Genomic DNA, 25,949 nt, shown 5'->3' with positions numbered 1-25,949 from the left:
TCGTTTTTCTTATATTATAAGTCGGGATTTGAATTGAATCAAGGGAAGAAAGACGGTATCCTGTTACTGAAAGCCTCTTTCTGAAAAGGATGGCGGGTTTCAGCAAAAAGGTTATGATTCAGGAGGACACGATGTATCAGTTGTTATTAGTAATTATTTATCTGGCTTTTATCAGCCTTGGGCTTCCGGACGCGCTGATGGGTTCGGCCTGGCCTTCCATGTACGGGGAATTGGACGCAGCGGTATCCTATGCGGGAATCATCAGTATGATTATTGCAGGCGGAACCATCATATCCAGTATCCTGAGTGACCGGCTTATCAGAAGGATGGGGACCGGCGCAGTGACAGCGCTGAGTGTGGCCATGACAGCGGCTGCCCTGTTCGGTTTTTCATCCTCCCGGACCTTTCTTCAGCTATGTATTTGGGGGATTCCCTATGGATTAGGGGCAGGCAGTGTGGATGCCGCGTTAAATAACTTTGTGGCCATACATTATAAATCGCGGCATATGAGCTGGCTGCACTGCTTTTGGGGCATCGGGGCAACCGCAGGTCCCTATATCATGGGATTATGTCTTGCCAGAGGGCTAAGATGGAATTTTGGCTATATGTCAGTGGGAATCATCCAGGTTGTGCTGGTGGCGGTCCTTGTCCTGGCCCTGCCTTTGTGGAAATCGAAAAGAGGTTCCAAAGCAGAAAATGCAGACGCAGGTAAAAAGATAGGGATAGGCGGGGCATTGCGGCTTCCGGGAGCAAAGGCGGTCCTGGCGTCCTTTTTCTGTTACTGTTCCCTTGAAGCAACAGCAGGTCTCTGGGCCAGCAGTTACATGGTCCTTCACAAAGGGATATCGGCTGGGACGGCAGCAAAATGGGCCTCCCTTTTTTATCTGGGGATTACGGCAGGACGTCTGATATGCGGATTTGTTACGGACCGTATGGGTGACAGGAACATGGTGCGGTGCGGACAGGCGGCTGCATGCACGGGGGCTGTCCTGATGCTGGCGGCTGCCGGGGACAGGGCTGTGCTGGCCGGTCTTGTCATGGTAGGGCTTGGCTGCGCGCCTATTTATCCCAGCCTGCTTCATGAGACGCCGGATAATTTCGGTACAGAGTACTCCCAGTCCATGATGGGGATGCAGATGGCCTGCGCGTATATGGGAAGCACGTTCATGCCCCCATTGTTCGGTTTGCTGGGAGAGCGTATAAGCATTGGCCTGTATCCGGTATGCCTGCTGGCATTTGCCGGGTCCATGATCATGATGACAGAAAGGGTGGGAAGAATCCATGTTGGGAAAAACAATCGATTTACACATGCACAGCTATTACAGCGATGACGGGGAGTTTACACCGGAAGAACTGGTGAGGAAATGCAGCAGCAGCGGTATAAAGGTCATGGCCATAGCGGACCATAACTCGGTGCGGGCCAATGCCCGGGGGAAGCTTGAAGCCGCAAAGGCAGGTATCACCTATATTCCGGCAATTGAAATTGACTGCACGTTCCGAGGGGTGAACCTGCACGTGCTGGGATATGGAATTGAGTATGAGAGTCCTGATTTTGCTGAAATAGAGGACAATATAGCTGCCCAGGGGACCGCGGCATCCCGGCAGATGCTTTGGGCCACAAGGAAGATGGGATTCCAGGTTTCGGAACAGGAGATGGAGGAACTGGCAAAGAATAATTTTAATAAGGACATATGGACCGGGGAAATGTTCGCCGAAGTACTGTTAGATAAACCTGAATACGCAGACCATCCCATGCTGCGGCCTTACCGTCCGGGCGGGAAGCGGGCTGATAATCCCTATGTGAATTTTTACTGGGATTACTATTCACAGGGAAAATGCTGCTATGTGAAGATGGAATATCCGGATTTGGAGCAGGTGGTTGATATGGTCCACAGAAATAAAGGTTGTGCGGTACTGGCCCACCCCGGCGTTAACTTAAAGGGCCACAGCGAGCTGCTGGAGCCAATCATTGAAACCGGCCTGTTCGGAATAGAGGCGTTCAGCAGTTACCATTCGCCGGAGCAGGCAGCCTGTTATTATGAGGCGGCCAGGAGGAATGGGCTTATATACACATGCGGGAGCGACTATCATGGAAAGACAAAACCTTCCATCTGCCTGGGCGGGTATGTAAGCCTGGTGACGGATGAGGAAATATTAGGGCAGCTGGGAATGCTCATGGAGCGCTGACATAGGAAATCAGTGACAAATGTCATTCTGGTAATGACGCCAGACATCTGGGAACCGCCGGGATAATTATCTATAATAGAATCATGAAAAGGAAGTATCTGATGAAAGGGGAATGGATATGGAGATAATCATGATTTTATTAATCTGGCTGGTGGCTCCTTTTGCAGAAGCCGGTGTCATAATCGGACTGGCCATCGCCAATGGGCGTCATAAAAAGAGGATACAGGAACTGACCTGTCAGCTGGAACGCCAGAGGCTGTATGGTTTTGAGAGGGAGAAAACCAGGGCAGGGGAAATGCCGCCTGATCCGCCAAAACCTGAAACGCTGTCAGACGGATGGCTGGTGCCGGCATCCATAGTGAAAGCATCATGGGGCCAAACCGGGAAAACGATTGTAGTCCCACAGGAATATCCGAATACGGTCCATATCATAAACCGTAACAAGGGCCCTGAACCGGCCCCTGAACCGAATCCTAAGCCGAATCCTGAACTGTACCCTGAACCAGCCCCTGAACCGGACCATCCCGTCCGGATCCGCAAAGCACAACCCTGCTTCTATCAAGGAACCGCGGCCCTGATCATCGGCGTTGTATTTGTGGTTCTGGCAGGGCTGATATTTGCCACCACTGCATGGCATGTACTTCCAAGCTATTGCAAGGTAATCATGGTATTGGGTTTTTCGGGTCTGTTCTTTGGCTCCAGCCTGCTGGCTGGGAAAATCCTTAAGATTCAGAGGACCAGCCAGGCATTTTACATACTGGGAAGTATTTTTCTTTTCCTGACCGTCCTGACAGCTGGATATTTCGGCCTTATAGGGCCGGAGTTCATCCTTAAGGGACAGAACCGTTACCGGGTACTCTGGGTTGGCAGTATGGTGACCGAAATCGCCATGCTTGCAGGAACCAGGAAGTTCCGCGACCGGCTTTATACCCAGTCCTGTTTCTGGGGAATGACGGTCAGCATGACCTTTCTTATGGGGGCATTGGGTCTGGGATACGCAGGCTGCCTTCATGTAATGGTATACTATTCCTTCCTGCTGCTTTTATGGGACAGGGGAATCAGAAAAAGACAGGGCTGGGCCGCAGCAAGGTTTTTAGATAAATTTTTACTGCCGGAATTCATGGAAGCCGGATTGGGTTTCTTTGTAAACCTCCATTTCTGGATATTCAGCGGCCTTATGGCACTGGAGGCAGCGGCCGGATGGATGACCGGCATAACCGGCTTTTCCTTATTAGGGACCGTACGGATAACTCCGTGGAGTACCCTTGCACTGGGCCTGACAGCAGCAGGGATATCGTTGAAAGCCCTGGGGGACAGGCGTATGGAAATGTGCGTCCTCCACAGCGTTTCCATGGCGGCATTTTTACAGTACGCAGGTTTCTGCCTGCCGTTTGGACCCATATATCAGATAGTTGCAGGTGCGTTCATGACCGGAGGATGGTTCCTGGCTGAGCGGAAAAAGGGAAGCCCTCTTTGCAGCCAGGCGGGCGGATGCGTTTTAACAGCGGCTCTCGCCATTGATACGCTGATGCTTGTGGCCCAATCCCTGTCCCGGTATGACCTGGGGGCCCAGGCAGCCACATCCGCAGCAATCCTGCTTCTGGCAGCCGTGACAGCATGGTGGGGCAGACAGTATCCAATCCTACACAAAACCATACCGGCCATCCTTTACGCCCTGACCATGACGGCGGGAAAGATTCTGGCACAGGTTCCGGGATTGGAACCGCGATATGATGTGATTGTATTTACCTACATCCTGATCATGGCTGTGTGGGATGTGCAAAGACGCGGCCGGTTTGGGGAGGCCATCCTGGTAATAGGGACAATCGCACAGATTCTTTTTCAGATAAATGGACAAAAGCCTCTTCCGTTCTTCATCCTGTTGGCCGCATATCTTTTCCTATGGTCCTTCAGAAAGGAAGGGAAGCTGCAGGAGTGGTATGTTAAGGGAAGCTGCCTGTATTCTCTGGCAGGCGTCTATATCTTTGCCGGCAGTCTGACCGATAACGGTGTGGCGGTCATGATGTGGGTAACCGCTGCATATGGGGCTGAATACGCCGTCATGTGTTATCGGGGCCAGGCCAGGACATGGTTCTGGGATGGGGCCGGGCTGACCGTGTTCCTCTGTACAATGGCTGCATTTTATTGGAATCCCGGACTTTCTGTCTGGAACCTGATTCCCTGCCTGGCATCCTTTGCAGTATTCTATGTGATGTTTTACAGGGGAGGGAATATGTGGTTTCACCTGGCGGCGGCCATAGCCGTACTGCCGCTGCCGCTGGCAGCAGCCTTAAGGTACGGATGGACAGAGAACCAGGCCTGTGGTTTTACAGGGGCAGCGGTCCTTATATCGGGTATCCTGTTCCGGTATTACAGGCCAATCCTTAGACAGCGGGAAAATGTCCCGGCTGCTTGGGATGTGGACTGGTTCCATATCCTGGTCATCCTGCCCCTGGTTTCCCTGGCACTTGACGCGGGAAGGGGCTGGAGATTTGCCTACACGGTTCTGGCAGTGCTTTATGTACTTCAGTATGCAGCGGTGAAGCCACTGAGGAAAGGTTCGCTTACCATTGCATCTGCCCTGGCAGTCCTTGCCTTCTGGATACAGCCGTATATCCAGTGGCCTGACCTTATCCGGCTGGAGGTACAGCTGGCGCCGGCGGCGTTGTTTAGCTGGTCCCTGGCCCGTATATGGAAGGAAGAGGCGTTCATTCCCTGGTTTCAGACAGCCATCTGCTGCCTGTGCCTGGGGGCCATGATACTGGACGCGTTTTATACGGGAAATGTAGGCGATGCACTGATTCTGGAAGCGGTGTGCCTGGTAATCTTCCTGTGGGCGCATGTAAGGAAATGTGTAAGGTGGTTCCGTATTTCCGGCATCATCATCGTCACGGTGGCGCTGTATATGACAAAGAGCTTCTGGCTCAGCCTGTCCTGGTGGGTATACCTGCTGGCAGCCGGCCTGGGACTTATCATCTTTGCGGCGTACACGGAACTGAAAAAGCACTGAACGGAAGAAACGCTGTAGGGAAGAAACATAGCCGGAAGAAGCATTGAACGGAAGAAGGCCTGAACAGAAGAAGCATTCAAAGAAGGCCAGTATTCTTTTGACACATTGTTACAGAAAGGCTATAATCAAGGGGACAGGTTTTTCTGTCCCCTGATGTGTTTTTCAGGAAAAAGAAAAAGGGAAAACGGAAAGCAATAAGCTCTCCGGGGAGGTTCTGGAATGTTGGATATCCTATTGAAAACCGCATATCTTTCAGCCATCATCCTGTCCTTGTACACGTCCGGATGGCTGCTGATAAAAGCAGATAAGAATAAGACCACCGGCGCATTGGCTGTCTGCCAGTTCCTTATCATTATATGGTGTATACCACAGATGTTCTCTTCCTTGTCGGTAACCAAAGGGATAAAATACCTGACCTATGTGATTTCCTATGTGGGAATCAGCTTTATCGGGCCTGCGTGGCTGGTGTTTGCCTTCCTATACAGCAAAAGGAGGCTGGGGCATCTGGCGGAGGCTGTGCTGTTTGGTATTGGAGCAATTAATTATTCCTTTCTGCTGACCAATGAATACCATCATCTGTTCTATACAAGCTTTGAGATAGGGCAGGTGGTTTACGGGCCTGTCTTCTATGTCCACATGATTTACACCTATATCTGCGTGCTGGCGGGGATGGGGGTGGTGCTGATGGCATTCAGGAAGAATGCCGTCGCATTGCCGCATATAACGGTCATCCTTCTGTCGGCCGCGGTTCCCCTTGGGTTTAACCTGCTCTATATGACGGGTCTGGTAAAATCCGGTTTCGATCTGACGCCTCCCGCATTTGCCTTGTCCAGCATCCTTATGCTGCTGGCCGTGTTCCGGTATGATTTCCTGGATGTGAATACCATGGCATTTGACCGGATGTTTGATTCCATTGCAGAGGGTGTGGTGGTGTACAACCGGAGGGGGAAGGTTACATACTGCAACGGTGCTGCCGCGGGCTGGTTCGGCCTGAAAGCCGGGGACGGCGTGGATATGCTTTGGGCAATATTAAGGGAAAATGGAATCAGCCCGGAGGAGGCGGCGGAGGGGAAGGAAACGGTCATGACGCTGGGGGATGGTCCGGCCGGCCGGAAACTGGAGGTGAAACGTTATGCCTACAGGGACCGGAATGGCAAAAACATTGCCGGGGCAGTGATGTTTACCGATGTGGGTAAATATTACCAGCTTCTGGAGCAGGAGCAGGAACTGGCTGTGTCCAACCAGAAACTGGCCATTGAGCAGGAGCGCAACCGCATAGCCCAGGAGGTCCATGATACAACGGGCCATACCCTTACCATGATAAATTCCCTGCTGAAGCTGATACGTATTGAATATGAAAAAGACGGAAAGGAAGCCGGGGCGGATGAAACCGGAATCCCGGAATACCTGAGACAGGCCCGGGAACTGGCGGGCAACGGCATCCGGGAACTGCGCTGTTCCATCAACCATCTCAGGCAGTCCTCATCCTATGGACTGATAACCCAGGGCGTATACCAGCTGGCCCAAAGCGTGAAGGAGTTTGAGGTGGAGGTGGAGATACAGGGGGAGGACAGGGAGGCATATTCCCACCTTTCCCCGGTTGTGTATGAGTGCCTGCGGGAAGCCATTACCAACTGCCTTAAGTATGCCCATGCCACCCACATGGACGTAATCCTTAAGTTTGGCAGCGGCTGCCTGAACCTGTACATTTTTGATAATGGGGCAGGGTGCGGGGAGATACAGGAGGGCAATGGGATGCGCGGTATCCGCCAGAGGACAGAAGCGGCCGGGGGTACTGTCCGGACCATATCCGGCAATGGGGAAGGGTTCCAGATTTACATCCGGCTGCCGCTTGTCGCGGCATAATCACAAGGGAATAAGGGAGATACGGTATGATAAAAGTAGTGATTGCTGATGATATCCAGATATTGAGGCAGGGGCTTAAGGCCATCCTGGAGCAGGATGATGAGATAGAGGTGGCGGGACTGGCAGCGGATGGCAGGGAGGCGTGGCAGCTGTGCAGGAAGCTTAAGCCGGATGTGGTGCTGATGGATATGCGCATGCCCCAGTATGACGGGAGCTATGGAATTACCAGGATTAAGGCGGATTTCCCGGACATACGGGTGCTGGTGCTCACCACCTTTGACGACAGGGAAACAGTGGATGCTGCCGTGCAGGGCGGGGCGGACGGATATATCCTTAAGGAGATGGAAGATGATAAGGTCATACAGTCCGTGAAGGCTGTATGCGCGGGAATCCGCGTGTTCGGCGGAAGTGTGTTTGAAGGCATGCGCCGTCAGATGGCGCCGGCGGGAGCCGGACCTGGCCTGGACCTAACACCCAGGGAGCGGGATATCATGCGCCTGGTTGCCCAGGGCATGGATAACAGGGAGATAGCGGCAGGACTGTTCCTGGCAGAGGGGACCGTGCGCAATAATATATCCCGTCTCCTGGAAAAGCTGAAGCTGAAGGACAGAACCCAGCTGGCTGTATTTACAGTGAAAAACAACCTGGATGTATGATGCCCTCCGTGTACGGGGAATCCGCGCTGCCTGTATACCGGGGGCAGTCTGTCCTCATTCATCTTTCAGGCCGTGTCCGGTATTGCTGTTGACCTGCATTTTAAACAGTTCCACCGGTATATAGTGCTTACTGGATACCAGGACCCGGTGGTTTTCATCGTACAGGGTCTCCTGTATCAGGATAAAGGAAGGGTGCTGGGACAGCAGGTATTTGGCGGCTGTAAAATTACCTGTGGTGGTATAGGAAAACTGGCAGGTACTGCGGCTGACATCCTGGTAGGAGCCATGTTCCAGATACTGGAATAAATCCTCTTTGCTGGTTAAATCAATCTGTTTTTCAGAAATCACCTCAACCGGAACAAAGCTCAGGCTGTAAGCGCAGGCTTTTCCCACCTGCTTGTACCAGCGGTCGGCAATCACAACAACGGGGGTCCTGCGTTTCAGGCACTGGATGATTGGTTCTGTGGGCGGCTCGATACGGAATTCCAGCTCCGTATCGCTGATAGTACCGGCAAATGTCCCAAGAACCGGATGCTGGATGGTTTCCATGCCCGGCAGGGCCGCATCCGGGTCCGTCTCGTTGATGAAATTCCCTTTTCCCCTTATATTGATGACCAGATCATCTTCCTGAAGAAGGGCCAGGGCCCTGCGCAGGGTCATGCGGCTCACATCCATCTGCTGCGCAAGATCAGGCTCAGAGGGAAGCTGGCTGCCCGGAGGATAGACACCGTCCTGTATCATGGAATACAGCCGGTTATATACTTTTACATGTTTTAATTTCCTTACCTTCTCACTTACCTCATCCTGTTCCATGGGACTGTCATCTCCTGTCTTCCTGTCTGATAAAGTATACAGGTCCTTACCAAACATCATAAATCCACAACGGGTATTTGTCAATAAAATAGACATGTATAGTTGCGTGAAAGTATAACTCTGAATAAAAACAAGATAAAACCATAATAAAAGCGTGGGATATTTGTAAAAGTGCACAAATGCAAACCGCAATAATTGTAAAAAATCCCAACTATAAAATAGACAAGTAAAATGATATTATACATGTACAAGTTAAAGGGACAGGTTGAGAGGGACAGTAAAGGAAAAGAGAGGAAGGAATATCATGCAGAATTATTCAGGTGAAGAGGGTTTACAGTACCATTTACAAATCAGGAAAGGGGATGTGGGCCGGTATGTCATTATGCCTGGAGATCCCAAGCGCTGTGCCAGGATAGCCGGCTATTTTGACGATGCCAGGCTGGTTGCCGACAGCAGGGAGTACATTACATACACCGGCTATCTGGACGGTGAGATGGTGAGCGTGACCTCCACCGGCATTGGCGGACCATCTGCCTCCATTGCAATGGAAGAATTGGTGCTGTGCGGCGCCCATACATTCATCCGGGTGGGGACCTGCGGCGGAATGGATATGGATGTAAAGGGCGGGGACATTGTGGTTGCCACGGGAGCCATCCGAATGGAAGGCACCAGCAGGGAGTATGCGCCCATCGAGTTCCCGGCGGTTGCGGACCTTGAAGTGACCAATGCCCTGGTTGCTGCGGCAAAAGACCTGGGATATACCTATCACGCGGGCGTGGTACAGTGCAAGGATGCATTTTACGGGCAGCATGAGCCCCAGCGCATGCCGGTAAGCTATGAACTGCTGAACAAATGGGAGGCATGGAAGCGCCTGGGATGTAAGGCCTCTGAGATGGAATCCGCTGCCCTGTTCGTTGCTGCAAGCCACCTGAGGGTGCGCTGCGGCTCTGATTTCCTGGTGGTGGGGAATCAGGAACGCCAGGCTGCCGGGCTGGATAACCCCATTGTCCATGATACGCAAGCAGCCATCAAAGTGGCGGTGGAAGCGGTCCGCAGGCTAATCCGGGCGGATAAAGAAGAGTAGTTTATCGCCATGGAATCCGGCCTATTGACACTATTTTGATGAAATCCGGATGAAATGGCAGAAAGAAATATGGCAGTATCTGGACGCGGCCTGGTTCCTGTGGTAGAATAACGTGGATAAACCAGCAAAGGCAAAGGTACCCAAGATGAAATTTTTAGAAAAACATCCATTAATCATGATTGTAATTGGAATAGCCGGTATCTCATTATCGGCTATTTTTGTTAAATATTCCCAGGCACCCTCTGTGGTAACGGCCTTTTACCGGCTGATGTGGACCGTGGTCCTGATGACGCCGGTAGTCTTTGGACGGGGGGAATCCAGACGTGAACTCATGGGGACGGACAGGAAGTCAGTACTTTTGTGCGCCTTAAGCGGTCTGTTCCTGGCCATGCATTTTACCACCTGGTTTGAGTCCCTGAACAAGACCTCCGTGGCCAGCTCCACTGCCATTGTGTGCACCGAGGTCATCTGGGTGGCAATCGGCTACTGCCTGTTCCTGAAAGGGAAGATTTCCCCGGCCGCTGCCGGAAGCATCTTTGTCACGGTGGGAGGAAGCCTGCTGATTGCCCTTTCCGATTACTCAGCGGGCGGTAATCACCTGCTGGGTGATGTGCTGGCCCTGGCCGCGGCTGTGTTCTGCGCCGTGTATACTTTGATTGGACGGCAGGCAAGGGGGCATATGTCCACAACTGTATACACCTACATTGTCTATGTATTCTGCGCCCTTGCATTGGGAATCGCCACGGCTGCCAGCGGGTTTGCATTTACCGGCTACGGGGTGCGCTCCGTAATTGTGGGACTGCTGCTCAGCGTCTGCTCCACCCTTCTGGGGCATAGCATATTCAGCTGGTGCCTGAAGTTCCTGTCCCCCTCCTTTGTTTCTGCGTCCAAGCTGTGCGAACCAGCGGTGGCGGCTGTGATTGCCCTGTTTGTGTTTGGGGAGGTCCCGGCCCCCCTCCAGATAGCGGGGGGAGCGGTTACCATTGGGGGCGTATTGCTCTATTCCCATGTGGAAAAGAAAGAAAACAGGGAAAAACTATCATAATAATTAGAAAAATCAGCGGGAAAATGTGGTAATAATCTGGAAAAGAAGATATAATAGTGATAATACATGACAATGGTTAACCTTCTGGCTCTGCCGGGAGAAGGACTAAAGGGAGGTATCACTATGAACGGGAAGATAGGACAGCTGAGGAAAATTCTGGATGACAGCAACTATACGGTAGCGCTCTGTGGTTCCGGTATGATGGAAGAGGGAGGATTCATAGGAATCAAGAAGCAGGATAAAGCATATGACATTGAAAACCGTTATGGCTATGGTGTGGAAGAAATGTATTCCAGTGCATTTTATAATACGCGTCCGGAACAGTTTTTCGAGTTTTATAAAAAGGAAATGCTCTATAACGCTCCAAGGGATACTGCATCCGGCCCGGCCCTGGCCGCCATGGAGCGGGCGGGGAAGCTTCAGTGCGTCATAGACAGCAACATTTATGACAAGCCCAGAAGGGGAGGGTGCCGTCATGTCATTAACCTTCACGGCAGCATTTACCAGAACCAGTGTCCGAGGTGCAAGAGGAAATATCCGGTTACATATATAACAAAGGCCAGACGCGTGCCAATCTGCCAATCCTGCAACATCCCTGTGAGGCCCATGATTTCCCTGATTGGGGAGATGGTGGACAGCCAGAACATGACTAAGACAACGGTTGAGATAACTAAGGCGGACACCCTGCTGCTTCTGGGAACCACCCTTGCTTCTGAGGTGTTCCGGCAGTATATTGAGTATTTTACAGGACGCAATATCGTGATTATCCACAAGCAGGAACACTATCTGGATAAAGAGGCGGCGCTGGTCCTCCTGGACTACCCCATGGATGTGCTGCCTCTGCTGGGGTATGGGGATGAAACAAATGCTTAGGATTTCCTTTCAATTTTATTACCTGCATTCCATTTCCAGGTTCGTATGGTATAATGGCGTCAGGTAAAAAATGGTTATAAGGAGAACAGAAATGAGGAATATCCGTAAATGCCTTGGGCTTGGTCTTTTATCACTGGCCCTGGCGGCATCGGGCCCTGCATGCGCCATGGCCGGGCAGGCGGGACCTGGGGCAGCGTATAAGCCGTCCGTGAACGGCATCAGTATCTATGTAAGCAAAAAGGGAAACACGGTCACCCTGAACCGGTATAATTCCACTATCGGAAGCTGGCCCGCCCAGATTGGAAGGGAGTCCGCTGCAGGGGACAAGGTGCAGCAGGGAGATGGGATAACCCCTTCCGGCAAGTTCTACGTGTGTACGAAGAATGACCAGAGCCAGTACTATCTGTCCCTGGGGCTTTCCTATCCAGGCATCGAGGATGCGGAGCGGGGGCTGGCCGACGGCCTGATTAACGAAGAGCAGTACAAGGCAATCGTGGACGCCAATAAGGCAGGAGAGCAGCCGCCCTGGGATACGCCATTGGGAGGGGCCATCATGATACATGGCGAACAGGGAGGCGGTACGGCAGGATGCATTGCCGTCACCAATGACGTGATGGACATATTATGGGAATATTGTAATCTGGGGGTACCGGTCACGGTGGGACCATGACCGGCCGTCACCAGATGGACATGACAGACCCGGCGCCGTCCCAAACCTTTAAAGGTTTGTACGGCGCCGGGTCTGTCATGTCCGTATCCTATATGTTTCCCTATCAGTCATCCTCTTCCGGCGCCAGTTCCGTGGATTCAACCTTTGGAGGCATGGCATAGGAGAAGATGATAAAGCAGATGAATGCAGCCACAAGGCCGGGGATGATGGGCTGGCTGAATTTTATGCCGAACAGCATTCCCTTGGATACATGCTCCAGGTATACAACCACAATGGTTCCTGCAATCAGGGAAGCAATGGTTCCTGCGGTGGAAGCCTTTTTCCAGTAGTGTCCCATTACATATGGGAAAAAGGAACCGGCAGCCCTCAGTGTGAAGCAGAACATCAGGATGGATACGATGCTCTGTGTGTTGAACAGGGCGATGAGCATGGAGGCCACACCCACCAGGCACATGACAATCTTGGTCACCTTCATGACGGACTGGCTGGAGGCATCCGGCTTTAACACGGCCTTATAGATGTCATTGGCGAAAATGGAGCCTGCGCCTAAAAGGTCGGAGTCGGAACTGGACATGGTTGCGGAAATGATTCCTGCAAACAGCAGTCCGCAGATGATGGCGGGCATGGTATTGATGGCCAGTACCGGCAGGGCGTAACGTGCGCCCACCGCGGCAAACTGGTCGGAACTGAACTTGCCCATATTGATTAATGCCAGGGTGATGATGCCAAGGATGGTGGGGATAAAGGCGTAAATAAAGTTTACCAGGGCCGCCAGCCATGCGCCGCCCTTGGCAGCCTTTTCGTCCCTTGCGGCATAAAAACGGGAAACAGCCTCCTGTCCAACGGAGAACGTAGCCGTGTACATGATTACAAGGGAGATGATTCCGAATAAATCATAGCCCTGGAACATGCTCAGGGTGCCTTCCGGTATGTTGGCAGTGACCTGACCCCATCCGCCTGCATAATTCATGGCAAAGGGAACCGCGATGATCATGCCGATTACAATAAGGAACACCTGCACGAAATCTGTCAGGGTAACGCTCCAGAGGCCGCCCATGATGGAGTACACGGTCACGACCACGGCCACGATGATGACTGCAACCTGGTAATCAATGCTCAGCATGGTGGACAGGATGACGGCGGAGGCGATGAACTGTCCGGCTGTAAGGCCCACCAGCGGAAGGAGCATGATGATGGCTGTGATGATGCCGCAGGATTTGCCGTAGCGCCTGCGGAAATATTCAGGAACCGTCTTAACGGTGGCGGCCCTGAACTTAGGGGCGATGAAGCTAAGTATGATGAATGCGATACCCATGGTGGTGATGTACCAGTGGGCGCTGAGTCCGAAGCCGGACATACCGTTCTGCACAACGCCCAGGGAGCTTCCGCCGCCTATTTCCGTGGCTGCCAGGGTTCCGGCCATGAGGAGCGGCCCGAGACGGCGTCCTGCCACCATGAAGTCAGTGTTGGTGGAAATCCTGGTGGATGAATACCATCCGATCCACAGCATGAAAAGCAGGTAGACGATTACAATGACTGTTACAATAATGTTTGTACCCATAAAATCCCTCCTGTAATAATTTTCTTACAATAAGTGTAACATAAACCCGTTGTGTGCTTAATGACCAGTTCTGCAGAAAATATACCAAATATGATATTTCCGCCAAAACTTGACTTATGAAGGGAATCACCATAAAATAGAAGGAAATGCACGGGGGATAGGAAGGACAGGCGCCAGGTCCATGGGCGGAGGGGGATAAAGGATGCTTAAGATTGCTGTCTGCGATGATACAAAGGAAGAATGTGCCCTGATAGTAGAGTATACGTCTGCTTTTTTCACGGAACAGGGCAGGGAAGTGCACATCGATATATATGGCAACGGGACCCAGCTGCTGGAATCCGGGACGCAGTATGACCTATATCTCCTGGATGTAATGATGCCCGGGATTACCGGCATTGAGACAGCTGCCCGCCTGGGAAACGGGTGCCGCGCAGTGGTTTTCATCACCTCGTCCCTGGAAGCGGCGGTGGATGGCTACAGTGTCAATGCGGCCGGATTCATCCTGAAACCCGTGGAGAGGAAGAGCTTTTGGGCCACCATGGAGCGGGTGGTAAAACAGCGCCTGGGAGAGGAGGATGCCTGTATATCCGTGGTCCATAACCGTGTGCCGCTTAAGCTTAAGCTGGAACGGATTGCATGGTTTGAGAACCGGCTTCACCGGGTCTTTGTAACCCTTACGGACGGGGAGGTCATTTCCATCCACCAGAAGCTGACCGAACTGCAGGAGGAACTGGGGGAATATCCGGGGTTCCTGCGCTGCCACCAGAGCTACCTGGTTAACCTGGAGCAGGTGGAACGGCTGGAGGACTCCTGCTTTCATATGAAGGACGGCCAGGTGATTCCCATATCCAGGAATTTTTATAAGCAGAGCAAAAATGCATATTACCACCACAGGCTGAAGTGAGGTTCCTATGAACGACAATGCATGTACGATTATCCTCAACCTGATTAACATGGCCGTGCGCATGATGCCCATCTTTGTATGTCTGGAGCCAAAACACAGGAATAGGGAAAACATCGCGGCCGTGTCCGCCTATCTGTGGGTCATCATGGTGTCACTGCAATCCCTGTTCCATATCAGCCCCCAGGTGTTTTTTGTATTTCACGGCATATTTTCCTGCCTGTTTTTTCTGGTGCTGCTTATCTTCTTTAAGGGCGGCCTGCTGGAAAAGGCATTCCTCTACATATCGGCCTGGCTCTTTGGGGTGCTGTCCACGTCCCTGAATGAATTTGCCGTCTGGCTGCTGCTTCACCGGGTCAGCCTGACCTATGGACAGATTTCAGTGGTGGTGTCCCTGGTCTCGGCGGCCGGATTCTGCCTGTTTGTGCGTTACTGGCTTAAGGATACGGTGCAGCGCCTTTTCGCGCAGCTCTCAAAACGTTCCTGTTCCCTGCTGCTTACGTATCCGTCCGTATCCCTGCTTATCCTGTCCATTGGCACCAACACCATATTTTCGCCCAGGTCCCTGGCGGCCAGGGGGACCTGGGACATCCTGTTCTTTCTTGCCCTTTGCGCCATGATCCTGGTGCTGTATGTGATGATTCTGGGAAATACCCTGGGAATCATGTGCCGCAGGAAGACGGAGGAGGAGCTGCAGTTTGCAAGGCAGCTTATCGGCAAGCAAAGGGAACACTATAACCAGACGCTGGACTATATTGAACAGGTCCGCATCATCAAACATGATTTCCGCCATCACATCCATGCATTGCAGAACATGGGCAGGGAGGAGCAGCAGAAGTACCTTAAGAACCTGAAGGAGGAGCTGGACCGCACCGCCGACATGGTATTCTGTCAGAACCAGGCTGTCAACGGCCTGCTTCAGGAATATGCAGCAAGGGCAAGGCAGGCCCGGATTGACTTTGAGGCCCGTATGGATCTGTCGGCCCATGTGCCGGTGGACGACCTGACACTCTGCATTGTCATTGGAAACCTTCTGGAAAATGCATTTGAGGCATGCAGGCGCATTGAAACGGAACGGTTCGTCCGCATCCAGGCCAGATGGCTGGAGGACCACCTGATGATGATGGTGGAAAATTCCTATGACGGACAGATCAGGCAGAGCGGCGGTAAAATCCTTTCCAGCAAAAAGGACGGGGGCCTGGGAATCCTCAGCATACGCAGGATATTAAACTATCCGGGGGACGAATTCGACATGGATTATGACGGCGCCACATTTACTGTAATGGTTAAAATTGCAGACCGGATGATAAGATAGCTGACCACATGCCGGGATAAGGATAATGGCGGGGACTATGGCGGGATGGAAAAACAGATTGCATTTTCCTGATTACGAGTTATAATAAGGATTGTAAATAGACAACGGGGAGCTCACTTAAGCGGGCTGAGAGTAGGCTGTTCATGCCTAGACCCATTACCTGATTTGGATAATGCCAACGTAGGGACCATAGGGATTATATGCCGGCGGTGCACCTGTTTTGGTGTACCGCCGTTTTGGCGTACCTGCATGAGGCCGGTATCCGTTTCAGTTACTTTATGGCCCCGGCGGCAGATTGGGGGCACCACCTTCTGCCGCCTAAGAAAATTAATGCGAAAAGGAGAATGACTATGTACACAGCATTAACAATCGCAGGAAGTGATTCCAGCGGAGGCGCCGGCATCCAGGCAGATTTAAAGACCATGACAGCCCATGGGGTTTACGGCATGAGCGCGATTACGGCCCTTACTGCACAGAATACAACCGGCGTAACAGGAATAATGGAGGTATCACCTGAATTTCTGGGTGAACAGCTGGATGATATTTTTACAGATATCTTCCCGGATGCAGTAAAAATAGGAATGGTTTCCTCGGCAGGACTGATTGAAATGATTGCAGGAAAGCTGGCTTTCTATCAGGCCTCCCATATTGTGGTGGATCCGGTCATGGCAGCAACCAGCGGTTCCAGGCTCATTGACGGGGAAGCGGTGGCAGTGCTTAAAGACAGGCTGATTCCCATGGCGGACCTCCTGACACCCAATGTGCCGGAGGCGGAAATCCTGTCGGGGATGAAGATAAACTCCCCCGAAGATATGGAACAGGCAGCGCGTCTAATAGGGGACAGGTGCGGATGTGCCGTTCTGTGCAAGGGAGGCCATCAGCAGAATGATGCCAATGACCTGCTGTACATGGACGGGCAGGCTAAGTGGTTTTACGGCAAGCGGATTAACAATCCCAACACCCATGGAACCGGCTGCACCCTTTCCAGCGCCATTGCCTCTAACCTGGCAAAAGGGATGGCCATGGACCTGGCCGTGGAGCGGGCCAAGGCATATCTGTCCGGCGCCCTGGGTGCCATGCTTGACCTGGGAAAGGGAAGCGGTCCCATGAACCATGCCTTTGCCATCCAAGGCGAATATTAAGGAGGCGGGGAAATGAGAGGAAAAAAGACTTCTGTATTCAGCAACGGCTTAATCTGGTTTGGGGCCGGGGTGTCCATTGCAGAGATACTGACAGGTACATATCTTGCGCCGCTGGGATTTGGCAGGGGGCTGGCCGCCATCCTGCTGGGGCATGTGATTGGCTGCGCTCTTTTGTTCCTGGCCGGCCTGATTGGCGGATATACGGGAAAGAGCGCAATGGAAACCGTGAAAATGAGTTTTGGGGAACGGGGCAGCCTTCTGTTTGTCCTGCTTAATGTGCTTCAGCTGGTGGGGTGGACTTCCATCATGATATACGACGGCGCCCTTGCGGCAGGAGGCATCTATGGGGCTGGCCGGTGGGGCTGGTGCCTGGTCATCGGCGGCCTGATCCTGATATGGATCTTGATTGGGATCCAGAACCTGGGGAAAATCAACGTAATCGCCATGGGAGCGCTTTTCATCCTCACCCTTGTCCTGTGCCGTGTCATATTCACCGGCCATGGCGCGGCAGCAGGCATATCCGGCGGGGACATGAGCTTTGGAGCTGCCGTGGAACTGTCCGTGGCAATGCCCCTGTCCTGGTTCCCATTAATCAGCGATTATACCAGGGAGGCCGAAAAGCCCTTTGCCGCCACGGCTGCCAGCGCGGCTGTGTATGGCATCATAAGCATTTTCATGTACGTCATCGGTATGGGGGCAGCCATCCATACAGGGGAGTATGACATTTCCGTCATCATGGTAAAAGCGGGACTTGGCCTTACCGGACTTCTGATTGTGGTGCTGTCCACGGTAACCACCACATTCCTGGACGCATATTCAGCCGGGGTGTCCAGCGTATCCATTTCTTCCGGTATAAAGGAAAAATGGGCGGCAGTGGCAGTGACGGTGGTGGGTACTGGCGCGGCCGCCACATTTCCCATGGACAATATTACCGGCTTCCTCTATCTGATTGGTTCGGTATTCGCGCCCATGATAGCGATTCAGATAACAGACTATTTCCTGCTGGGGAAGGACCGCAGCAGGGATGCGTATTGTGTCAGTAACCTGCTTATATGGCTGGCCGGTTTCATCCTCTACCGGTTTTTGATGCAGGTGGATACACCGGTGGGGAACACATTGCCGGACATGGCGGCCACCATGGCGCTTACCTATGCGTGCCACAAGGTATGCTCAAAGGATACAGGAAACGTAAATGTGATGAAAATGTGATAATTCTATAAAGTCCTTTACGTGGATAAGGTTTGGATGTTACAATATGCTCTGGCAGTTCATGCTTAATACCAGGAACCCTTCACCGCAAGGTGTGTTGGAACGTTGTTTTCAAACACGCCCTGGCGCGGTGGCATAGGGTTCCAGATGAAAGAGGAGCAGTTATGATGAAAAAATGGATGTGTGTATGTGTGACAGCCATGCTGGCAGTTTCCGCGCTGGCCGGATGCAGCGGCAGGTCAGGCAGCAGCGATGCAGCGGCCCAGACCACAAAAGCAGGGATGGAAACCCGGACAGAGGCAGATACAAAGGCGGATACGAAGGCGGAAACAAAGGGGCAGGCGGGTACCGGGGAAACCTCGGACCCAGAAGGTCAGGCAGGGGACGGCTGGATTTCATCGGAAGACCTGCAGGCAGCAGCCGGGGAACATCATGTGAAGATTACGGTCAGGGATTATGGGACCATTTCCGTCACGCTGGACGGGGACAAGGCGCCGATTACGGTGGCGAATTACCTGAAGCTGGCAAAGGACGGCTTTTATGACGGCCTTACCTTCCACCGTATCATTGACGGCTTCATGATTCAGGGCGGCGACCCCCTGGGAACCGGATTGGGCGGTTCCGATGAGGAAATCAAGGGAGAGTTTGCCAGCAACGGCGTGGAGAACCCCTTATCCCACACAAGGGGCGCCATATCCATGGCCCGCTCACAGATAAAGGACAGCGCCAGTTCCCAGTTCTTTATTGTACATGAAGACAGTACGTTCCTGGACGGGGAATATGCATGCTTCGGATATGTGACAGAGGGCATGGAGGTGGTGGACGCAATCTGCCAGGCCACCAAGGTAGAGGATAACAACGGCACCGTGGCAAGGGAAAACCAGCCGGTTATTGAGAGTGTTGAAGTGATTGATTAAGAACAAGACAAAAGACGGGGATGGATTCCTGAATCATGACAGGATTCCATCCCCGCCTTTCCGTCCAGCCATGCAAATCCTACCCTATCATTAATTAATTCTTACATTTTCCATCAACAGGTTGAAATTATGTTAAAAGGTTGTTATGTTAAGAAGGCAGAATGCCTCATTGAGGTAATTCTGGAAAAAGAAGTAAGGATTGGTGCTTATTTTATGCAGAAATCAGAAAAAGGAAGAACCATTGGCAGGATGTTTGTGACAGCTCTGGCGGCAGCAGCCCTTGCAGCTGCATTTGCAGTGACATCCCTTGCAGACCAGGATGTTGATACATCCAGATTCGTACCCGGCACCAGGGTGAACGGTGTGGGGATTGGCGGACTCACCACAGATGAGGCAAAAACCAGGATAGAAGGTTTTTATGATGGCGAATATACATTAACCGTCCGCAGACGCGGAGGGGCAGAGGAATCAATCAAGGGTACGGACATCGGATACAAGGTAACGGTCCCCGAGGGGCTTCAGGCCATCCTGGATGCCCAGAACGCATCGGGCCGCAATTCAGGTCCGTCTGCGGACAACTCCCATACCATGGATATGACGGCGTCCTATGATCCGGAGGCCCTGATTGCAAGGATAAAGTCATTATCCCTTATAAGCGGTTCAGGTATCACGGTGACGGCGGATGCACGTATCTCTGCGTATGAGGAAGGGAAGCCGTTTACCATCATCCCTTCGGTGCAGGGCAATAATGTGGATGAGGCTAAGACCATAAGCGTGATTGAGGCAGCGGTAAAGGCGGGACAGGCATCCGTGGATGTGGACCAGGCCGGATGCTATTACCAGGTCAATGTACGGGAAGACAGCGAGGAACTGAAAGCCCTTTGCGATACCATGAACCGGTACAGGAACGCGACCATTAATTATGTGTTCGGGGATGTGAAGGAACCCCTCACAGGAGAGACCATCTGCAGCTGGATGACCGGAAGCCAGGGGACCGCGGTAATCCTGGACCAGGAAAAGGTGACTGCATTTGTGGCAGGCCTGGCAGGTAAGTATGATACGGCGGGAACCGCCAGGACATTCCATACAGCAGGAGGCCGGGACGTGGAGATTACCGGACCTTATGGATGGAAGCTGGATGTGGCGGGAGAGGTGGCTGCCCTTACCCAGCTGATCCAGGCAGGACTTGCGGAAGGGGAGCAGGACAGGGAACCGGTTTATGCTGCCACGGCTGCCAGCCGCAGTCTGCCTGACTGGGGGAACACATATGTGGAGATTGACCTGACCGGACAGCATGTGTATATGTTCCAGGAAGGGAACCTGGTGTGGGAAGCGCCCTGTGTCACCGGAAACATTGCCAAGAATTATAATACGCCAGCAGGAATCTACAGCCTGACCTATAAGGAGATGGACCGGATACTCAGGGGAGCCAAGAAAGCGGACGGCACCTATGAATATGAGAGCCATGTGGATTACTGGATGCCGTTTAACGGAGGAATCGGTCTCCATGACGCCAACTGGAGAAGCAAGTTCGGCGGCACCATCTACCAGACAAGCGGAAGCCACGGCTGCATCAACCTGCCCCCGGCCAAGGCAAAGGAACTTTACGGACTGGTTTATAAGGGGATGCCGGTACTCTGTTATGAGTAACGGCGGTATCCGGGGAAATTGTTAAAAATGTATGCTCTGCCCATTAAATCCTGATTATTTTCTACTTGCAAAATAAAGGCAAACAGAGTAAATTAATCAGATGAATTCATAGAAGCAGAGAGGATAAGATATGGCCAAGGGTGCAACAAAAGACATGACGGAAGGGCCGCCTTTAAAACTGATACTGGGATTTTTCATCCCCATGCTGTTCGGGCTTCTGTTCCAGCAGCTGTATAATATGGCTGACACCATTATCGTGGGGAAGTTCCTGGGGGTGAAGGCCCTGGCGGCGGTTGGCTCCACCGGTTCCATTAATTTTATGATCATTGGGTTCTGTCTGGGCGTATGCAGCGGGTTTGCCATACCTGTGGCCCAGAAGTTCGGGGAGAAGAACATGAAGGCCCTGAGGCGGTTCGTGGCAAACAGCGGATGGCTGGCAGCCATATTTGCAGTTGTGATGACCTTTGCCGTGTGCATTTTCTGCCGCGACATCCTGGTTCTGATGCAGACGCCGGAGGATATCATTGAGGGGGCTTACAGCTATATATTCGTGATTTTCCTGGGAATCCCAGCAACCTATCTGTACAACCTTTTATCCTGTACCATACGTTCCCTGGGGGACAGCACAACGCCCCTTATATTCCTTGTATTTTCATCGGTGGTCAATGTGCTGCTGGATCTGTTTACCATCCTGGTGCTGGATATGGGGGTGGCAGGAGCCGGCTGGGCCACCATAACAGCCCAGGCCGTGTCAGGTATCCTGTGCCTTATCTACATGCGCAGGAAGTTTACAATCCTTAAGATGGATGAGGAGGAGTGGAAGCCGGACCGCCATTATATGAAGATACTGTGCAACATGGGAATCCCCATGGGACTCCAGTACTCCATTACTGCAATCGGAAGCGTGATCCTGCAGACGTCTGTTAACTCCCTTGGTTCCATGGCAGTTGCGTCAGTGACGGCAGGCAGCAAGATCAGCATGTTTTTCTGCTGTCCCTTTGACGCCCTGGGTTCCACCATGGCAACCTACGGAGGCCAGAACGTGGGGGCCAGGAAGCTGGACCGTATTGATAAAGGCCTGAAAGCAGGAACGCTGATAGGCTGTATCTATGCAGTGGCTGCATTTGCAGTACTCTTATTCATGGGCCAATGGGTTGCCCTGATGTTTGTGGACCCGGGCGAAACGGAAATACTTAAGAACACACAGTTGTTCCTGATTGCCAACAGCCTGTTCTTCATTCCGCTTCTGGGGGTCAATGTGGTGCGGTTCATGATACAGGGCCTTGGGTATCCAAGGCTGGCAATCCTGGCAGGTGTCTGCGAGATGGCGGCCCGTTCCTTTGTGGGCTTCTGCCTGGTACCCCTGTTTGGTTACCTGGCGGTCTGTATTGCCAACCCGGTGGCGTGGATTGCGGCTGACCTGTTCCTGATCCCGGCTTACCGGTACGTGATGAAGAGTCTGGGCAGGATGTTCTATGGAAAGGCAAATGCATAAAGAATCATGAATCATAAAAGCTGCGGCATACAATGTCCGCAGCTTTTATGATTCTTATGAATATGATGTTTACAGTGGGATTACAGTCTCAGGACTGCGTTCCCATGGCATGACCGGCTGGAGCTTAAAATCCACACACAGGTCCTTTCGGTTGTATTGCTTTCGGAAATTAGAGGTTATCCGTTTTAACACCATCTCACCCTTCTCGGCAGTGACGGTTGGAAGCAGGACAATGTACTGGCTGATGCTGTAACGGGTGTACACATCGCTGCAGCGGAGGGAATTGCGTATGGCGTTGTTGAGATGCTCCATGGCCTTATTGAGTATGGCAAGCTTGGGGACATGTCCGTCCAGGTCGCTGACAGTAAGAAGGCAGAGGTAGATGGAATCCCCTGTCCGTTCTATGGCCCTTCGTTCCAGCTGGAACAAATCATGGAACACCGGATACTCACAGTAGAACGCCCCGCCTGAAGCCTCTTCCCGCAGCGTCTCCTGGATGGAATCCAGGTTGGTGTTGATGCCCTGTTCCTTGCTTCGGATTGTTTTATATAAATTCTTAAAATGGTCCGACGGGGAGATGGAGAATTCATTGTAGAATAAATCCATGGTATGGTTGTATTCTTCAATGGCCTGGCTGGTATGCCCGTCCTTGTACAGGGAATATACCAGATAGTAGTGGAATTCCTCATCAAATGGTTCGATTCCCACTGCGGACTGGCAGATGGAGGTAATCTGTGAAAAATCTTCCCGCTCCAGCAGCAGATCCACTGTTTTATACACCAGCTTCTGATAAAGGGAGTGATAGTACGTGCTGATCGGGATGACCCAGGATTCATATTCTGACTTTGGAAGGAAATCACCTTTGTAAATGGACAGGCCCTCAAGACAGAGCTTAAGGATGTCATCCCCGCCATGGGGCTGGTTGATTGCCCTGGTACAGATGGACTCAAATTCATCAATGTCCAGAACCGTAGGATATTCCTGGGTCCAGGCATAGGAACCCCTTTGCTGCACCAGCAGTTTCTGGGGCGGAAGCCCCAGGGGGTCAAGGAGCTTACGGGAACGGAACATCAGGGTCTTTAATGCGCCGCCGGGATTGACTCCCGGGTCATCTGACCATATTATATTAATCAGTTCATTGGGACTGATATCTTTTTTTTGGAACACAACAAGATACTCTAAAAGGCACCAGGGCTTCTTAGACTGATTGCTGTTGTCGGTTATCTCTTTATCACCAACCTTTATTGAGAAACCGCCCAGGGTATTGACATGGATGGTGGGCTTTTCTTCTGAAGCTGATGTTATCATGGCGCTTCTCCTTTGCATTACGGAATACTACACTTTAGTATACTAATCAATAATGGAAATGTCCAGGAAAAAAATCAAAAAAAGTTTCATGAAAAGGAAGTTTTGTAACCGGAATGTAACCGGCTGCTGTTATACTGTTATCAGGATAAATGGGACATTTTCTATTATTTTACAGAAAAGTAGGTGAATATATGTCTGTTTCGCGAACAGGGGCACTGCAGGAGTCATACAAATATTATACCATAAGCATAGACGGTTTTGACGGACGCCTGTTGAGGGGACAGGTTTATCATAGCAGCCTGGACCACGGACTGCAGTTTCGGAGTCTCTCTGAGATGGCATTCATATTGGAAGGGATGTTTGAACGGCTTCACTACCCGATGAAAAGTGTGGACCAGAGGAACTTCCATAAAAAGTACCTGCCTGGGAAAAGCAGGGACATTTCTGACAGTCAGGACGTGGAAGAAAAAAAGACAGAGGGAAGTCTGGGGGAATTCAGGCTTCATGTAAAGTACCGGTTCCACGCAACATGGCAGGGCGATATAAAGAATTTAAAGGACGGGAAGATTTTTCCCTTTTTAAGTTTCCTGGAACTGATGGAGTATTTTAACAGGACACTTGGGGGCGATGGAGGGGAGAATCCCTTTGGCCTTGGTAAGAAGATGTGTGAAGTGATTGTACGCAATTATGAGGACTTTGCCATGAGCGGGGATGTATCCCATCCGGCAGTGGATAAAAGGATGGATTTCTGCAATGAGTTTGATTTAAGGGAAGAAATCGGCTATATGCTGAATCCCCTGCCTGTGGGGGCGGAGGAGGAGAAACTGATCGTACCAAGGACCGTAACGGTCAGCGCAGGTAATTTTGGTCCCGCCACATTTGTGGTCCGCATACTTTTCAGGCGGAATGCCACCTGGCAGGGAACCATATGCTGGAAGGAAAAACGTTGTCAGGTAAGCTTCCGCAGCTTTCTGGAGATGCTTCTGCTGATGCAGGACGCGGCGCTTTGCAGCGAGGCATGGGATGAGGAACCGGAAGGGACGGCAGCCGTATTGGCGTGATACGTGACAGAATCAGAACTGGAAAGGAAAGACAGGCATAGATGGAGCAGAACAAGGGCAGAAGCAGGGCACGCAGGATTGTCATCATCCTGTTGGCCGCAGTCATGCTGATCAGCGGAGGTTTAAGCCTTCACAGCTATCTGGAGGATAAACGGACACAGGAGGAGTATGAGCGTCTGGCGGAGCTTGCCAGGGAGACAACCGCGCCTGTGGAGACGGAGACGCCCCCGGCGCCTGTGGAGACAGAGCCTGAGAAGCCGTATGTTTCCCCCATCCATTTTGAGGAATTGATGGAGGAGAATCCGGATACCGTGGGCTGGATAAAGGTACCGGACACCAATATTGATTATCCCATTGTCCAGGGAACGGACAATGATTTTTATCTGAACCATGATTTTTATGGAAAAGAGAGCGTGGGCGGGTCCATTTACCTGGATTTTGAAAGCCAGGGGGATTTTGTGGGCCGCAACAACATCCTGTACGGGCACAATATGAAAAACGGCAGCATGTTCAAGGATGTGATATATTATAAGGATGAGAAGTATTTTAAGGAACACCAGTATTTCAGCATCTACACGCCGGACCGTGAGATTAAGCTTAAGGCAGTTGCCTGCTATTACGGGGAGGCAGAGCCCATTGTACGCAAGACGCGGTTTAAATCCCAGGAATCCTTTGACGCATTTATACATGAGATGGTTAAGCCATGTTCATTTGCAGAGGATGTTACATATCCGGCAAGGACATTGTATACCCTGGTTACCTGCAGCTACGAGATAAACGATGCCAGGACCTTCCTGTTTGCAGTGGAGGTGGATGAGGACGGCAATGAGATTGGGCCGGATGAGGATTTCCTCCAAAAGATGGATGATTTAATGAAGGAAAAGGCCCAGGCCGCTGCCGCAGGGACAAAAGGGGACCAGGGGCAGGAAAACTGACTTTTTAGCAGCCACAAATCCAAATTGGTGGATTAGTGGCTGTTTTTACAAATATTTATACTGCTTTTACGCATAAAAAAGCATAAATAGGTATTGGAAATCAGGACGAGTTATGCTATACTTAGCACGTTAGGCACATTTATATTAAGAAATGAAAGTGTGCGAGGGATAATAGGGCAAGGTTAAACTGTTTAGGAAATTGCCGGTCATCAGATGACATTGGAGTCATACCTGTGTGGATGGGTGTGGCT

General features: G+C 51.7%; 21 protein-coding genes. 18 read left to right on the top strand and 3 right to left on the bottom strand.

Features of this window, described 5'->3' with window-relative positions; translation table 11 throughout:
• Positions 1–131: 131 nt before the first annotated feature.
• The 5 genes from DWX59_RS00485 to DWX59_RS00465 all read left to right on the top strand — a co-directional run bounded on the left by DWX59_RS00485 (position 132) and on the right by DWX59_RS00465 (position 7,719).
• Positions 132–1,331 carry an MFS transporter gene (locus DWX59_RS00485; RefSeq protein WP_117555351.1) on the top strand — a complete coding sequence of 400 codons (1,200 nt, stop codon included), beginning with the start codon at positions 132–134 and terminating at the stop codon, positions 1,329–1,331.
• Positions 1,285–2,187 (top strand): PHP domain-containing protein, encoded by a 903-nt coding sequence (locus DWX59_RS00480; RefSeq protein ID WP_117557123.1) that lies wholly within the window; start codon positions 1,285–1,287, stop codon positions 2,185–2,187. The genes DWX59_RS00485 and DWX59_RS00480 overlap by 47 nt, the downstream gene beginning before the upstream one ends.
• A gap of 130 nt (positions 2,188–2,317) precedes the next feature.
• Positions 2,318–5,197, top strand: coding sequence for a hypothetical protein (locus DWX59_RS00475; RefSeq protein WP_166460138.1), 2,880 nt, complete (start codon positions 2,318–2,320; stop codon positions 5,195–5,197).
• 219 nt (positions 5,198–5,416) lie between these two features.
• Entirely contained in the window at positions 5,417–7,063 is a 1,647-nt protein-coding gene (locus DWX59_RS00470; protein WP_117555350.1) for a histidine kinase N-terminal 7TM domain-containing protein, read from the top strand.
• 26 nt (positions 7,064–7,089) lie between these two features.
• Positions 7,090–7,719, top strand: coding sequence for a response regulator (locus DWX59_RS00465; RefSeq protein WP_117555349.1), 630 nt, complete (start codon positions 7,090–7,092; stop codon positions 7,717–7,719).
• Between the two features lie 54 nt (positions 7,720–7,773).
• Here DWX59_RS00465 and DWX59_RS00460 read toward each other — a convergent pair whose 3' ends face one another.
• The gene (locus tag DWX59_RS00460; RefSeq protein WP_117555348.1) at positions 7,774–8,532 is read right to left on the bottom strand and encodes a GntR family transcriptional regulator; all 759 of its coding nucleotides are present in this window, start codon (positions 8,530–8,532) and stop codon (positions 7,774–7,776) included.
• Positions 8,533–8,836: 304 nt separating this feature from the next.
• On the opposite strand from DWX59_RS00460, the gene udp reads away from it, so the two are divergent.
• From udp to DWX59_RS00440, 4 genes are all read left to right on the top strand, one after another.
• A complete protein-coding gene (udp, locus tag DWX59_RS00455) occupies positions 8,837–9,616 on the top strand; it encodes a uridine phosphorylase (RefSeq protein WP_117555347.1) in 780 nt (259 codons plus the stop codon).
• A 145-nt stretch (positions 9,617–9,761) separates the two neighbouring features.
• The gene (locus DWX59_RS00450; protein ID WP_117557119.1) at positions 9,762–10,661 is read left to right on the top strand and encodes a DMT family transporter; all 900 of its coding nucleotides are present in this window, start codon (positions 9,762–9,764) and stop codon (positions 10,659–10,661) included.
• Positions 10,662–10,784: 123 nt separating this feature from the next.
• A complete protein-coding gene (locus tag DWX59_RS00445) occupies positions 10,785–11,534 on the top strand; it encodes an SIR2 family NAD-dependent protein deacylase (RefSeq protein WP_117555346.1) in 750 nt (249 codons plus the stop codon).
• 91 nt (positions 11,535–11,625) lie between these two features.
• On the top strand, positions 11,626–12,204 hold the full coding sequence (locus DWX59_RS00440; RefSeq protein WP_117555345.1) for a L,D-transpeptidase family protein: 579 nt from the start codon (positions 11,626–11,628) through the stop codon (positions 12,202–12,204).
• 103 nt (positions 12,205–12,307) lie between these two features.
• Here the strand turns inward: DWX59_RS00440 and DWX59_RS00435 are convergent, their stop codons facing one another.
• Positions 12,308–13,765 (bottom strand): sodium:solute symporter family protein, encoded by a 1,458-nt coding sequence (locus tag DWX59_RS00435; RefSeq protein ID WP_117555344.1) that lies wholly within the window; start codon positions 13,763–13,765, stop codon positions 12,308–12,310.
• Positions 13,766–13,967: 202 nt separating this feature from the next.
• Between DWX59_RS00435 and DWX59_RS00430 the strand changes: the two genes are divergently transcribed.
• The 7 genes from DWX59_RS00430 to DWX59_RS00400 all read left to right on the top strand — a co-directional run bounded on the left by DWX59_RS00430 (position 13,968) and on the right by DWX59_RS00400 (position 22,394).
• Positions 13,968–14,669: a LytR/AlgR family response regulator transcription factor gene (locus DWX59_RS00430; RefSeq protein ID WP_117555343.1), complete on the top strand. Its 702-nt coding sequence runs from the start codon at positions 13,968–13,970 to the stop codon at positions 14,667–14,669.
• Between the two features lie 7 nt (positions 14,670–14,676).
• A complete protein-coding gene (locus DWX59_RS00425) occupies positions 14,677–15,981 on the top strand; it encodes an ATP-binding protein (protein ID WP_117555342.1) in 1,305 nt (434 codons plus the stop codon).
• A gap of 350 nt (positions 15,982–16,331) precedes the next feature.
• Complete coding sequence (thiD, locus tag DWX59_RS00420; protein WP_117555341.1) at positions 16,332–17,123, top strand: bifunctional hydroxymethylpyrimidine kinase/phosphomethylpyrimidine kinase; 792 nt, start codon at positions 16,332–16,334, stop codon at positions 17,121–17,123.
• 12 nt (positions 17,124–17,135) lie between these two features.
• Complete coding sequence (gene cytX, locus DWX59_RS00415; protein WP_117555340.1) at positions 17,136–18,332, top strand: putative hydroxymethylpyrimidine transporter CytX; 1,197 nt, start codon at positions 17,136–17,138, stop codon at positions 18,330–18,332.
• A 167-nt stretch (positions 18,333–18,499) separates the two neighbouring features.
• Positions 18,500–19,249: a peptidylprolyl isomerase gene (locus DWX59_RS00410; protein WP_117557117.1), complete on the top strand. Its 750-nt coding sequence runs from the start codon at positions 18,500–18,502 to the stop codon at positions 19,247–19,249.
• 213 nt (positions 19,250–19,462) lie between these two features.
• A complete protein-coding gene (locus tag DWX59_RS00405; protein WP_117557115.1) occupies positions 19,463–20,899 on the top strand; it encodes a L,D-transpeptidase family protein in 1,437 nt (478 codons plus the stop codon).
• 130 nt (positions 20,900–21,029) lie between these two features.
• Positions 21,030–22,394 carry an MATE family efflux transporter gene (locus tag DWX59_RS00400; RefSeq protein WP_117555339.1) on the top strand — a complete coding sequence of 455 codons (1,365 nt, stop codon included), beginning with the start codon at positions 21,030–21,032 and terminating at the stop codon, positions 22,392–22,394.
• 69 nt (positions 22,395–22,463) lie between these two features.
• Here the strand turns inward: DWX59_RS00400 and DWX59_RS00395 are convergent, their stop codons facing one another.
• Positions 22,464–23,702 carry an AfsR/SARP family transcriptional regulator gene (locus DWX59_RS00395; RefSeq protein WP_117555338.1) on the bottom strand — a complete coding sequence of 413 codons (1,239 nt, stop codon included), beginning with the start codon at positions 23,700–23,702 and terminating at the stop codon, positions 22,464–22,466.
• Between the two features lie 335 nt (positions 23,703–24,037).
• Between DWX59_RS00395 and DWX59_RS00390 the strand changes: the two genes are divergently transcribed.
• Together DWX59_RS00390 and srtB are read left to right on the top strand one after the other, a co-directional pair.
• A complete protein-coding gene (locus DWX59_RS00390) occupies positions 24,038–24,763 on the top strand; it encodes a hypothetical protein (RefSeq protein ID WP_235844827.1) in 726 nt (241 codons plus the stop codon).
• Positions 24,764–24,804: 41 nt separating this feature from the next.
• Positions 24,805–25,698, top strand: a complete 894-nt coding sequence (gene srtB, locus DWX59_RS00385) for a class B sortase (RefSeq protein WP_117555336.1) — start codon at positions 24,805–24,807, stop codon at positions 25,696–25,698.
• Positions 25,699–25,949: the final 251 nt, after the last annotated feature.

Source organism: Enterocloster aldenensis (assembly GCF_003434055.1).
Classification (GTDB): Bacteria; Bacillota; Clostridia; order Lachnospirales; family Lachnospiraceae; genus Enterocloster; species Enterocloster aldenensis.
Note: the sequence above shows the minus strand (reverse complement) of the source record. Positions and strands in the feature narration are given on the sequence as shown.